Raw genomic sequence first — 14,003 nt, 5'->3', positions numbered from 1 at the left:
GGCCGGCGCCGGACAGCCGGCCCCCCGGGAAGCCGCCGGGGAAGAGAAACCTCGTGGAACTCCACTACCTCAAGCTCATCTTTACGGTAACCCTCCCCGAAGCACCCCCGGATCCGTACGCCCTTTTCGCCAGCCGTTCCGACTTCGAGACCGCCTTCCGGCAGACCCTCGGCTGCCGGCGGGGGGTCTGCGCCGGGTGCCGGGACCAGGCCGGCTGTCCCTTCCCCTCCAGCTTCGGACAGCAGCTTGCCCGCGACCCCGAGGCGGTGCGCCGCCACCAGAAGCCGCCGCTCCCCTTCGTGTTCCGTTTCCCGCTCCTGGCTGCGGGCGCCCCCCGGCAAACCCGCTGCGAGTGCTCCCTGACCCTGTTCGGTAACGCCATCCAGCAGGCTGCCGGCTTTCTGGGCGCCGCCCGTCTCCTCATCGAGGGGAAGGGGGGGCGGGTGGTCGCCACCGAGGCCGAGTGTCCGGGGGGAGGGCGGACCGTGGTAGCCGAAGGGGGGGAGCCGGAGCTTCCGCTGCTCGGCTCACTCGACCCCTCCTCGTGCGGGCCGCTTCCCTCCGACCGGCTGACCCTGCACCTGGTGACCCCGCTTAAACTGGTGAAGGATGGCCGCCCGCTGCACGCTCCCGACTTCTCCCACCTGGCCCGCGCCCTCATGCGCCGGATCTCCGCGCTCGCCTACTACTACGAGGGGGTGGAGGCGGAGCTCGACTACGGATGGCTTTCGGGGCGAAGCGAGGAGGTGCGGACAGTGGCTGCCGAATTCCGGACCGTGACCCGGGGAGGACGCCAGCTCGGTATCCTCGGGAGCGCCACCTTCCAGGGAGAGTTGGAGCCTTTCCACCTCCTCCTGCAGCTCGGCCAGGCTACCCACCTTGGCAAAAACGCCTCCTTCGGCTTCGGCGCCTACCGGCTCGAAGGCTGACCCCGTGCGCTAGCTATCCTCCCGCACTCCCCGGCTGACCCCCATCCTCACCCTGACCCTCCCCTTGAAGGGGAGGGGACGATACTATATACCCTCGCCCCTTCAGGGGTGGCCGAAGGCCGGGTGAGGGAGGTTTTTGATCACACCCGGACTCCCCGGAGCCCCGGAGCCCCGGAGTCCGCAACCAACGCCGTTTGGCACTTTCCTTGTAAAGTCTCCCTTTTCAGTTAAAATCCCGTATAGCCGCCTCATCTTCCTTCCGGAGCCCCCATGGGTCAATCGATCTGGAAACCGCTGCTGGTAACGGCACTTCTCGTGCTGCTGCTCGATCTCTTCTACGGCTCCATGGTGAAGCAGACCGCGGAGCGCGGGGTGGAGATCAGCTACAGCCGCTTCCGCGACGAGCTCGCCACCGACAACGTGAAACGGGTCACCCTGCGGGGAAACGGCATCCGGGGCGAGTTCCGCAACGCCGTCAAGCTCCCGGCCCCGGAGCCCAAGAGTCCTCCCGTCAGCACCACCCTTTTCTCCACGAACGTCCCTGCCATCGGGGACCCCACCCTGCTCCCCGAACTGTCCCTGCGCAAGGTCGAGGTGACCTCGGTGCCGACCGAGACCTCCGCGATGGGGGGGATCCTCCTCTACCTCCTCCCGTGGCTGCTGATCATCGGGGTCTGGTGGTTCATCGCCCGCGGCATGAAGTCGCAGGGGCCGGGGGCCATGATGGGAGGGTTCGCCCGCTCGGGGGCCAAGACCTATACCTCGGAAAGGATCGACGTCACCTTCGCCGATGTGGCGGGGATGGAGGAGGCCAAGCAGGAGCTAAGGGAGGTGGTGGAGTACCTGAAGGAGCCCAGGAAGTTCCAGCAGATCGGCGGCAAGGTCCCCAAGGGGGTGCTCCTGGTCGGGCCGCCGGGAACCGGCAAGACGCTGCTGGCGCGTGCCGTGGCCGGCGAGGCGGGGGTGCCCTTTTTCTCCATCTCCGCCTCGGCCTTCATCGAGATGTTCGTGGGGGTGGGGGCGAGCCGGGTGCGCGATCTTTTCGCCAGCGCACGCAAGGTGGTCCCCTCCATCATCTTCATCGACGAGCTCGACGCGGTCGGGAGAAGCCGCGGGGCAGGCTTCGGCGGCGGCCACGACGAGCGGGAGCAGACCTTGAACCAGCTCCTCTCAGAGATGGACGGCTTCGATCCCCACACCGAACTGGTGGTGCTCTCGGCAACCAACCGCCCCGACGTGCTCGACCCGGCGCTGCTCCGCCCCGGGCGCTTCGACCGCCACGTGGTTATCGAGCGTCCCGACTGGCGCGACCGGGAGAAGATCCTCCGGGTCCACACCAGGAAGATCCCGCTGGGGCCGGACGTGGACCTCGCGGTGATCGCCAAGGGGACCCCGGGGATGACCGGCGCCGACCTGGAGGGGCTCGTCAACGAGGCGGCCATCCTGGCGGCCCGCGACAACAAGGTAGTGGTCGGGCTGGACGACCTGGAGCGGGCCAAGGACAAGATCCTCATGGGAGGGGAGCGCCACATGGTGATCTCCGACGACGAGAAGAGGATCACCGCCTTCCACGAGGCGGGGCACGCCCTGGTGGCGCGCCTTTTGCCGAGCACCGATCCGGTCCACAAGGTCACCATCCTCCCGCGCGGGCGGGCGCTCGGGGTGACCCAGCAGCTCCCCGAGGACGACCGCTACCACTACCCGCGGGCCTACCTGGTGAACCGCCTCTGCGTGGCGCTGGGGGGAAGGGTGGCCGAGCGGCAGGTCTTCAACGACATCTCCTCCGGGGCCCAGAGCGATCTAAAGTACGTGACCGAGCTCGCCGAGAAGATGGTCTGCCAGTGGGGGATGAGCGAAACCATCGGCCCGATGACCTTTCCGCGGGGCGAGGAGCACCCCTTCCTCGGGATGAAGCTCGCGGAGGAGAAGACCTTCTCCGAGGAGATGGCCTGGCTGATCGACCAGGAGATCTCCTCCCTCATCCGGGGTGCGGAGGGGAAGGCCGACGAGCTCGTCTCCGCCAACCGCTCGAAGCTCAACGCGCTCGCCCAGGCCCTCCTGGACGAGGAGACCCTGACCGGCGAGCGGGTCGACGAGATCCTCGCCGCCAGCTGATCCCCCTCCCGTCCCTTCCCTGTTTCCTCTCTGTGCTGAAAATAGAGCTGTCTCGAAACGCGACAGGTATCTGTAAACAGCGGAAATAACATGAAGTAATTCCTAAGAAACCGGCTTTTACCCCCTCCCGCGGCGTTCTTCCCCTACAAAAATTCTCACCCCTTCACCCCCCTCACTGACTCCTGTTCTGCCCCGTAACTGTTTGATTCTTTGAATGTTGTCCCTGTGTCAGTCTCCTGGGCACAGTAATTGTACTAGCTGTGGACAACAGGCTTTCGGCCGCCAGGTTCTTCCTTAGAGTCGCTGTGCTCTATGGGGAATTTCCAAAGGTCGATTGAGATGGGGGAGTAGTTATGAAAGCACCAGTCAATGCCCGTTCAATGGCAGTGATCCCCTCGACGCGGGGAGCCTTCGCAGTGAGTAACTCTCTTCGCGTTCCCCATCACCTCTTTGTGAGTGCAAAGCCATGAGGGCCCCGATCCTCGTACTGCTGCTGCTTTACCCGTCCCTGGCTGCCGCCGGTACCCAGTGCCACGTGGTTGAGTTCGCGGATCGCTTCGAGGCCGTCTGCGTGGGGGACCCCCGGCAAGAGCCGGTCCCGGTCGCCCCGGCCTACGCCAGACCGCAGGCCGCCGCTCTCACCCCTCCCGCCCCCACCGCCGGGGGCGGAACCTACGGCGCGACTCAGGCCGCGCCGAGCCCGATGCCGATGCAAACCGCCGCCGCTGCCACCTCCCCACCGCCGCAGGCCAACGACTCCGCCGTCGAGCTGGGGCCCCCTCCCAACTACCATCCCAAGGGGCGCCGCTCGCTGGTCGGATACGTGGAACAGGCGAGGGAAGGCAGGGCGAAACTCATGATGGAAGGGGCCGCGGCCCAGTAGGCGCGCCTCGCGGCCCGGATGGCCCGTGATCCATGCCGAGCCGTTTCTCAGGTTATCGAGGGTATCCCTCGCTCCCATATCAGCAGTTCCCGGTCATGCTCCGGCCGGACCGCGATTACCGGCCGGAGTACCATCTTTCGCAGCAGAAGGGGTCGACGATGAAGAGACATGTTTTGTGGAGAGTTACCCAGTTAATGGTGGTGCTCGCCGCTTTGGCCTGGGGGGTCCCGGTCCAGGCCGGCCCGGGCGGCGGCACCTATTACGCCAACAGCCCGGCGGGGGGGGCCTCGGGAACGGCCCTGCGCAAGTTCGTGGACAGCCTGCCGGGATTGGGGGCGGCCAACAAGAACAACCTCGGGCAGTACATCCCGGTTGCCATTCCGGACACCACCACCTATCCCGGATCGGACTACTACGAGATCGGGCTCAAGGAGTACACCCAGCAGATGCATTCGGACCTTCCGAAGGCGACCAGGCTCAGGGGGTACACCCAGTTGAACAGCACCGACCCCACCGTGCAAAACGTCAACCAGTACCTGGGACCGCTCATCATCGCCCGGCGCTACGACCCGACCCTCCCCGCCGGCGTGAACGGTAACGGGAAGCCGGTCCGCATCAAGTTCCGCAACCTCCTCCCCACCGGAGCCGCCGGCAATCTCTTTCTCCCCGTAGACCCATCCCTGATGGGGGCCGGCAAAGGTCCCAAGGGAGACTTCGCCGCCCAGTTCGGCGGGGTGGTTCCCGCCTTTCACAACTACTCGGGGAACTATACGCAAAACCGCGCCACCCTCCACCTGCACGGCGGCAACTCCCCCTGGATCAGCGACGGCACTCCCCATCAGTGGACGGTGCCGGTCGGGGAGTTATCCACCCCCTACCAGAAGGGGGCCTCGGCCGAGGACGTCCCCGACATGCCTCCCACCGGCCAGGGTGAGCTGACCTTCTTCTGGAGCAACGAGCAAAGTGGCCGCTTCATGTTCTACCACGACCACAGCTACGGGATCACCCGCCTCAACGTCTACGCGGGCGAGGCGGCCGGTTACCTCATTACCGACCCGGCGGAGGACACCCTGATCAACAACGGGACCCTGCCCAACCTGGGGGGCGTCTACCGTTACGGGATACCGCTCGTCATCCAGGACAAGACCTTCGTCCCCCAGAACATCGACGTACAGGATGCCGCCTGGAACTACCAGCTCACCTCCCTGGGGGGGCCGGCCTACGCCCAGACCAAGGTGCTCCGGAACAAGACGCAGCAGCCCTGGGGAGCCTACGGCGACCTCTGGTTCCCGCACGTCTACGAGGCCAACCAGGACCCCAACAGCCCGGACGGTGCCAACCCCTTCGGCCGCTGGGATTACGGCCCCTGGTTCTGGCCTCCGGTAACTATTGACCCCGCCAACGCGAAGCTTCCCGACCCGAGCACCACCCCCGAGGCCTTCATGGATACTCCGGTGGTCAACGGGACCGCCTACCCGTACCTCGTGGTTCAGCCCAAGCCCTACCGCTTCAGGATCCTCAACGCCGCCAACGACCGGACCTTGAACCTGAGCATCTTTTACGCCGACCCGGCCGACCCGACCGGCAAGGAGGTCAAGATGGTCCCGGCCGGCCCCAACCCCACCTTCCCCCCCGACTGGCCCACCGACGGCAGGGACGGAGGGGTTCCGGACCCGGCGACCGTGGGGCCCAACATGATCCAGATCGGCAACGAGGCGGGGTTCCTCCGCAATCCGGTGGTAATCCCCAACCGCCCGATCGGCTACGAGTATAACCGCCGCAACATCGTGGTACTCAACACCTCGCTCCGCTCCCTGATGCTTGGGCCCGCCGAGCGTGCCGACGTGGTCGTCGACTTCTCCCAGGTCCCCCCGGGCTCGAAGCTGATCCTTTACAACGACGGCCCGGCACCTAACCCGGCCTTCGACAGCCGCTACGACTACTACACCGGCAACCTGGACCAGACCTTGGGTGGCGGGGCTCCTTCCACCCTGCGCGGCTACGGACCGAACACCAGGACCGTCATGCAGTTCCAGGTCTCCGGCACCCCCGGCACCCCCTTCGACTTGGCCAAGCTGAAGGCCGCGCTTCCGGCGGTCTTCGACTCGAGCCAGCCGGCCCCGCTCGTCCCCGAGACCTGGAACGGCGCTCCCACCGACACCTACGCCAAGATCCAGGACTACTCGTTGACCATCCCTGTCAACGACCCGGTGGCCAACCCTGCCCCCCAGGCCGCGCTGCCGAAAACCATCCCCTTCAATCCTAAGGCGATCCAGGAGCTGTGGGATCCGTGGGGGCGTATGAACGCCACCCTCGGGGTCGAGCTTCCGTTCACCAACAACCTCATCCAGACCACCATCCCGCTGGGGTACGTCGACACCGCGACCGAGATCTTCTCCGACGGCAAGGAGATCATGTGGAAGATCACCCATAACGGGGTCGACACCCACCCGGTCCATTTCCACCTCTTCGACCTGCAGCTCTTGAACCGGGTCGGCTGGGACGGCGCCATCAGGCCCCCCGACGACAACGAGCTCGGCTGGAAGGAGACCATCAGGATGAACCCGCTGGAGGACGTCATCGTGGCCATGCGTCCCAAGAAGCAGGTGTTGCCGTTTGCCCTGCCGAACAGCGTCCGCCCGATCGACGTCACCCAGCCGACCACCGCCAACATTACGGTAACCACCGACCCGGCCCGCGGCGGCGGCACCTCCACGGTCGCCAACGCGCCGGTCAACTACGGGTTCGAGTACGTCTGGCACTGCCACATCCTGGGCCATGAGGAAAACGACTTCATGCGCTCGATGATCTTCCTGGTCCCGACCGCGGTTCCGCCCGCGCCGACCGGACTGACCGCCTACATCGGCGGCCAGACGGTTCCGGGCGATCCCGGGGCCCCGACCGCGATCAACCCGTACGTGAACGGCGCCGTGAACCAGGTCGTCCTGCAGTGGGCCGACGGCGCGCCGCTTCCCACCTCGACCACGCCGACCGATCCCTCGCAGTTCATGGTGGAGCACTCCACCGACGGCGGCACCACCTGGACGAAGGACTCCCTGGTCTCCTTCATCCCGGAGTATCCGCCGATCTGGACCGACACCTCGGTCAACCCGAACACCAACTACCTCTACCGGGTGACCGCCTATAACTCCTTCAACAACGGGAGCTTCTCCGCCCCGGTCGTCGCCCTGTCGGTGAAGACCGGGAACTGGACCAAGGCCACTGGCCTGACTATCTCGCCGAGCAAGCCGACCCCGCACGTGGTAGGGACCCTGGTGCAGTTCACCGCCGCCGGCTCCGGTGCCACCTCCGGTGTGGCCGGCACCACCGTCGCCTACGAGTATCGCTTCTGGCTCTCCACCAACGGCGGAGCCAACGTGATGGTCCGCGATTGGGGCACCGACCCCAACTGGGCGCTTCCCGCCTCGGCCGCGGTCGGCAACTATGTGATTACCGTGGACGCGCGTACCACGGCAAGCGCCACCCCGGATATCACCCAGACACTCAACTACTCCATCGTGGTTCCGCCGACCCCGCCGACCACCGTGTCGAGCCCGCCGCCGGGTATCTACGCCGCGTCGCCGGTGGTGGTGACCCTTACCGCCACCTCGGTCGCTCCGCCCACCACCACCTACTACACCCTGGACGGCACCATCCCGACCACCGCGTCGCCGCAGTACACCGCGCCGCTGAGCCTTACCACGACCACCACGGTGAACTACTTCTCGGTGGACGCCAACGGGACGGCCGAGGCGGTGAAATCCGATACCTGGGTGATCCATTCCCCGGACCTGACCGCGAGCGTTTTGATCAACAACGGCGCCACCGCCACCAACACCACCGCGGTCAACCTGACCCTCTCCGCCTTCGACCCGGCCGGGGTGGCCACCATGCAGTTCTCCAACGACGGGGTCACCTACACCGCCGAGGAGCCGTTCCTCTCCACCAAGGCCTGGACGCTCTCCGCCGGTGCCGGGGTCAAGACCGTCTACGTCCGCTTCCGTGACAAGGCGCTCCCCACCGGCGTCCTCTACCCGCCGGTCACCGCCAGCATCACGCTCGACTCGGTGATCCCGGCCACCACCGCCACCCCGGCCCCGGGGATCTACGCCACGGCGCCGGTCTTCGTGACGCTGACCCCCAACAAGGCCGCCACCGTCTACTACACCGTGGACGGGAGCACCCCGACCACCGCGTCGCCGGTCTACATCGCCCCCGTCTCGGTCGCCTCGACCACCACCATCAAGTACTTCGCGGTGGACGCGGCGGGCAACACCGAGGCGGTCAACACCGGTACCTGGACCATCCACGCGCTCGACATGCAGGGGAGCGTGCTGATCAACAACGGCGCCACGGTCACCAACAACCAGTCGGTCATCCTGGCACTCTCCGCCACCGACCCGACCGGGATCGCCACCATGCAGTTCTCCAACGACGGGGTGAACTTCTCCGCCGAGGAGGCCTACGCCACCACCAAGAACTGGACCCTCACCGCCGGTGACGGGATGAAGACCGTCTACGTCCGCTTCCGCGACAAGGCGCTCCCCTCCGGCTTCCTGTACAACCCGGTGACCGCCACCATCAAGGTGGACACCGTAGCGCCGGTCACCACCGCGTCTCCGGTGGCGGGTACCTACGGGAGCGGGCCTTTGCAGATAACCCTCTCCACCAGCAAGCCGGCCACCACCTACTACACGGTGGACGGCACCGTCCCGACCACCTCGAGCCCGATCTACACCGGCCCGATCATGCTCTCCGCCACCACCACCATCAAGTACTTCTCGGTGGATGCGGCGGGCAACGTGGAGCAGATCAACACCAACAGCTGGGTGATCCACACCGCCGACCTCACCGGGAGCGTGGTGATCAACAACGGCGCCACCCAGACCAACAACACGACCGTCAACCTGACCCTGAACGCAACCGACCCGGTCGGCATCGCCACCATGCAGGTCTCCAACGACGGTAGCAACTACACCGCCGAGGAGCCGTACGCGACCTCCAAGAGCTGGGTGATCCCGGCCGGTGACGGCGTGAAGACCGTCTACGTCCGCTTCCGCGACAAGTCGCTGCCGTCGGGCGTCCTCTACCCGCCGGTCACCTCCAGCATCAACCTGGTCACCACCCCGCCGGTAACCACCGCCCAGCCGATACCGGGGGATTACTCGACGGCTCCGGTGGTGGTCACCCTGACCTCCAACAAGCAGTCGACCATCTACTACACCATCGACGGCTCGACCCCGACCACCGCCTCCGCGGTCTACCTGGCACCCATCTCGGTCTCCGCCACCACCACGATCAAGTACTTCGGGGTGGATACCGCGGGCAACGCCGAAACGGTCAACAGCGGGACCTGGTCCATCCACCAGGCCGACCTGACCGGGGCCATCTCCGTAAACGGCGGCGCCACCCGGACCAACAACACGGCGGTGATCCTGTCGCTCAGCGCGGTCGACCCGATCGGCGTCGCCACCATGAGCTTCTCCAACGACAACGTGATCTACTCCGCCGAGGAGCCGTACGCCGTCGTCAAGAACTGGAACCTGGTTCCGGGCGACGGGCCGAAGACCGTCTACGTACGCTTCCGCGACAAGGCGCTTCCCACCGGCGTCCTCTACCCGCCGGTCGCCGCCCAGATCACCCTGGATACCGTGAGCCCGGTCACCAGCGTGACCCCGATCCCGGGTAACTACTCGCAGGCCCCGGTCACCGTCACCATGACCACCGACAAGCCGGCGACCATCTACTACACCATCGACGGGACCACCCCGACCACCGCCTCGGCGGCCTACTCGACCCCGATCGCCCTGGCCTCCACCACCAACCTCAAGTACTTCGCGGTGGACGTGGCGGGGAACCAGGAGGCGGTGAAATCGGGCACCTGGACCATCCACAGCGCCGACATGATCTCCTCGGTCTCCATCAACGGCGGGGCCAAGGTCACCAACAACAACACCGTCAACCTGACGCTCTCCGCGGTCGATCCGATCGGCGTGGCGAGCATGCAGTTCTCCAACGACGGCGTCAACTACTCGACCGAAGAGCCGTACGCGACCGCCAAGGTCTGGGCCCTCACCCCGGGTGACGGCGTGAAGACCGTGTACGTCCGCTTCCGCGACCTGTCGCTCCCCTCCGGCGTGCTCTACGACCCGGTTACCGCGGTGATCGCCGTGGATACCGTGCCGCCGGTCACCACCACCAACCCGGTCCCGGGTCCGTACTCCTCGACCGCGGTGCAGGTGGCCCTGAGCTCCAACAAGCTCTCCACCATCTACTACACCCTGGACGGCACCATCCCGACCACCTCCTCCAGCGTGTACGCACGCCCGATCACGCTGACCCAGACCACCACCGTCAACTTCTTCGGGGTTGACGCGGCGGGCAACACCGAGGCGGTCAAGTCGGCCACCTACGTGCTGCACGGAACCGACCTCACCGCGAGCGTGATCATCAACAACGCGCAAGCCGTGACCAACAACCCGAACGTGACGCTGTCGCTCTCCGCCATCGACCCGGTCGGGATCGCCACCATGCAGTTCTCCAACGACGGCGTGAACTTCACCGTCGAGGAGCCGTACGCGACCAGCAAGGCCTGGACCCTGGGAACCGGTGACGGACCGAAGACCGTCTACGTCCGCTTCCGCGACCAGACGCTCCCCAACGGCCAGCTCTACGACCCGGTCACCGCCACCATCACCCTGGATACCACCCCGCCGGTGACCACCGCCGGGCCGATCACCGGGACCTACTCGACCGTGCCGGTGCTGGTAACGCTGTCGGCTAACGAGCCCGCCACCACCTACTACACCCTGGACGGCTCCACCCCGACCACCTCGTCGACGCTCTACAACCAGCCGATCTCGCTGGCCGACACCACCACCATCAAGTACTTCAGTGTGGATACCGCCGGCAACCCCGAGTCGGTCAAATCCGGGACCTGGACCGTCCACGCCACCGACCTGGTGGCCAGCATGGCCATCAACGACGGCAAGCCTAGGACCAATTCCACCGCGGTTGCCCTGACCATCTCGGCAACCGACCCGGTCGGGATCGCCACCATGGCCTTCTCCAACGACGGGGTGAACTACACCGCCGAGGAGCCCTACGCCATCACCAAGGCCTGGACCCTTCTCTCCGGTGACGGTCCGAAGACGGTGTACGTGAGGTTCCGCGACAAGTCGCTCCCCACCGGCAACCTGTACGCCCCGGTCACCGCCAGCATCGTCCTCGATACCGTGGCCCCGGTGACCACCGCCGGCCCGGTGGCAGGCGAGTACGCAGCCGGCCCGATCAACGTGACACTGACCACCAACAAGCCGGCCACCGTCTACTACACCCTGGACGGCAGCCTCCCGACCGCCGCCTCCGCGGTGTACAATAACCCGCTCGTCGTGACCGCCACCACCACCATCAGGTACTTCGCGGTCGACGTGGCAGGCAACGCCGAGCCGGTCAATACCGGAACCTGGACCCTCGACACCGCACCCGACATGGTGTCCAGCATCAAGATCAACAACGGCGCCCAGGTGACCAACAGCCCCACGGTCAACCTGACGCTCTCGGCCACCGACCCGCAAGGGGTGAGCACCATGCAGTTCTCCAACGACGGCGTGGTCTACTCCGCGGAAGAACCGTACGCCACCAGCAAGGTCTGGACCCTCTCCGCCGGCGAAGGAACCAAGACGGTGTACGTAAGGTTCCGTGATGGCTCGCTGGGCGGCGGATCCCAGTACGCGCCGGTCATCGCCAGCATAACCTACGGAGCCAAGGACGGCCTGCTCCCGGGCACCAGCAGCTACCTGCAAAGCGCCATGAAGGCACTGCAGATCGCCAACGGTATCCAGACCGCCACCCCGCTCGACCTGGCCCACGGCGACGTGGCCCCGTTCGCAAACGGTGCCCCCAGCCCGGACGGCAAGATCGATGTCGGCGACGTGTACGTGCTGCTGCTTCGCCAGGTGGGACTGCTCCCCCTGTAGGACGGCAGACGGAAGCCAGGCTACGACAACAGTAAGGAGGATGAGATGAAGAAGATAACTGTAGCGGCTCTGGTAGCACTGTGGGCGGCGGTGACCCTGACCGGGTGCGGTGGTGGCGGCGGCGCCGCCGCCGGGCCGGTCACCACCGGTGTCACCAAGGTGCTGCTGTTCGGAAACATGTCCACCAACTGCACGGTCGGTTCGGTCCAGAGCACCGTGCAGGTACCCAGCGGCGTGCTGGTCAACTACTCCTCGCCGGCTCCCTCGAACTACCCGGCCCACACCTTCCCGCTCAAGACGGGGGCGGTGGTGCCGTCGGGACCGGTGAGATTCCTGCAGTCCGATATAAGCGGTACCTACAACACCCAGACCATGCAGCTGACGGTCAGCATGGTCAACAGCGCGGGGAGCAACATCACGAGCAGCGCCACGGGGAGCGGCCAGGAGATCGCCACCATCATGTTCAAGCTGGCCACCCCCGGCGTGCAGCCGACTTTACCGACCCCGTGGCAGGATCCCCAGGTGGTGGTCTGGCAGCGGTTCCCGACCACCCCGTACCCGACCATCGTGAGCCGCCCCGGGTACACCCTGAACTTCACCACCACTTACCAGTAGGGTAGGGGGAGCAGCAAAAAAGGCCGGCAGTCCCAAGGGGGCTGCCGGCCTTTTCTATGCGTAGGGTGGGCACCCCGTGCCCACGCGGGTCTGACCTGGCGAGATGGGGGGAAACCCGACGGCTGGAGGGGAGAGGGCTGCCCACCCTACGAACTTTAGCGGTGAGGGGATCCTGGACGGCATCTCGTCGAAGGGAGGGGGGACATGAACGGGGGAGGGGGACATAAGGCACAAAAAAAGGCGAGGGATGACTCTCCGCCTTCTTTGACTGTTTCTACGGCTTGTGTGCCGCTTAGTAGATGATGATGTAACCCTTCTTCGTGGCGATGGGGGTGATCTCCAGGGTGTCCTTGATCTTGAAAACCTCGCCATCCAGGGTGAAATCGTAACCGCCTTCCTCGTTGGGGACGGCGCACTCAATCAGGGATTCGAAAGATGCTGTCTTGATAGTTTCCATGGCGGGGACTATACCATGACTCCGGGAACCGGTAAAGCCCCGCAATTTGCAATCCACCTTTTTTATGTCATAGTACTCTCTGCCCTTCTTCGGCTGGTCGATTCTCCAGTGATGTCCGTGCCTTCCCTGCATTCCATTTCAATCCGACCGAGGTGTCCATGTCCAGAAAAAGAAAGAGCGGCATCCTTCTCCATCCCAGTTCGTTTCCCGGGCCCGGAGGGATCGGGTCGTTCGGCGAGGAGGCCCGCCATTTCGTCGAGTTTTTGCACAAGTCTGGTCAGTCGCTCTGGCAGATCCTGCCGCTTGGCCCCACCGCCTACGGTAACTCTCCGTACTCCTGCTATTCCGCGTTCGCGGGTAACCCACTGCTGATCAGCCTCGAGTCGATCGTGAGCGACGGTGACCTGCTTTCCCAGGAGGTCACCCCGGTCCCGAACAGCGACCGGGTCGACTTCGGCGCCACCGAGATCTACAAGATGGGGCTTTTGCGCCAGGCCGCCGCCCGCTTCTTCGTCGAGGCCTCCCAGAAACGGAAGGAGGAGTTCTGGCATTTCTGCGATACCACCTTCTGGCTGCACGACTACGCCCTCTTCATGGCGCTCAAGGACCATTTCGCCGGGAAGAGCTGGAAGGACTGGCCCGACCCGATTGCGCGACGGGACCCCGCCGAGCTGGCGGCCTGGAGCGACAAGCTTGGCCCCGCCATCGGCGAGCAGAAGTATTTCCAGTGGCAGTTCTTCCACCAGTGGCGGCAGCTGAAGAGCTATGCGAACGTGCTCGAGATCAGCATCGTCGGCGACATGCCGATCTTCGTGGCGTACGACTCCTCCGACGTTTGGGCCAATCCCCATCTCTTTCACCTGGACGAGAAGGGGGGGCCGATCGTGGTGGCGGGGGTGCCGCCCGATTACTTCAGCAAGACCGGCCAGCTCTGGGGGAATCCCCTCTACAACTGGGACCGGATGGCGGAGGAGGGGTATGGCTGGTGGATCGCCCGGATGCGCAACGACCTCTCCCTCTACGAC

The 14,003-nt window shown here is 65.6% G+C and carries 7 protein-coding genes (1 of these 7 only partly in view); 6 read left to right on the top strand and 1 reads right to left on the bottom strand.

Annotation, left to right across the window (positions count from 1 at the left end; all coding sequences use genetic code 11):
• Positions 1-53: 53 nt before the first annotated feature.
• From cas6 to ACYVL5_RS21085, 5 genes are all read left to right on the top strand, one after another.
• Positions 54-929 carry a CRISPR system precrRNA processing endoribonuclease RAMP protein Cas6 gene (cas6, locus tag ACYVL5_RS21105; RefSeq protein WP_460597544.1) on the top strand — a complete coding sequence of 292 codons (876 nt, stop codon included), beginning with the start codon at positions 54-56 and terminating at the stop codon, positions 927-929.
• A 270-nt stretch (positions 930-1,199) separates the two neighbouring features.
• A complete protein-coding gene (ftsH, locus tag ACYVL5_RS21100; protein WP_460597543.1) occupies positions 1,200-3,044 on the top strand; it encodes an ATP-dependent metallopeptidase FtsH/Yme1/Tma family protein in 1,845 nt (614 codons plus the stop codon).
• A gap of 466 nt (positions 3,045-3,510) precedes the next feature.
• Positions 3,511-3,927, top strand: a complete 417-nt coding sequence (locus tag ACYVL5_RS21095) for a hypothetical protein (RefSeq protein ID WP_460597542.1) — start codon at positions 3,511-3,513, stop codon at positions 3,925-3,927.
• Between the two features lie 158 nt (positions 3,928-4,085).
• Positions 4,086-11,906 (top strand): chitobiase/beta-hexosaminidase C-terminal domain-containing protein, encoded by a 7,821-nt coding sequence (locus ACYVL5_RS21090; protein ID WP_460597541.1) that lies wholly within the window; start codon positions 4,086-4,088, stop codon positions 11,904-11,906.
• A gap of 45 nt (positions 11,907-11,951) precedes the next feature.
• Positions 11,952-12,521 carry a hypothetical protein gene (locus ACYVL5_RS21085; protein WP_460597540.1) on the top strand — a complete coding sequence of 190 codons (570 nt, stop codon included), beginning with the start codon at positions 11,952-11,954 and terminating at the stop codon, positions 12,519-12,521.
• A 292-nt stretch (positions 12,522-12,813) separates the two neighbouring features.
• On the opposite strand, the gene ACYVL5_RS21080 is transcribed toward ACYVL5_RS21085, so the two are convergent.
• Entirely contained in the window at positions 12,814-12,978 is a 165-nt protein-coding gene (locus ACYVL5_RS21080; RefSeq protein WP_460597539.1) for a hypothetical protein, read from the bottom strand.
• Between the two features lie 152 nt (positions 12,979-13,130).
• Here ACYVL5_RS21080 and malQ point away from each other — a divergent pair, with 152 nt between their 5' ends.
• A protein-coding gene (gene malQ, locus ACYVL5_RS21075) for a 4-alpha-glucanotransferase (RefSeq protein WP_460597538.1) crosses the window boundary here: on the top strand, positions 13,131-14,003 show its 5' portion. It continues 621 nt past the right edge of the window; only the first 873 of its 1,494 coding nucleotides appear in the window; the start codon lies at positions 13,131-13,133; the stop codon falls past the right edge of the window.

It is taken from the genome of Geomonas sp. Red276 (assembly GCF_054784495.1).
The sequence above is the reverse complement of the archived record's forward strand: the minus strand, read 5'-3'. Positions and strand labels throughout refer to the sequence as shown.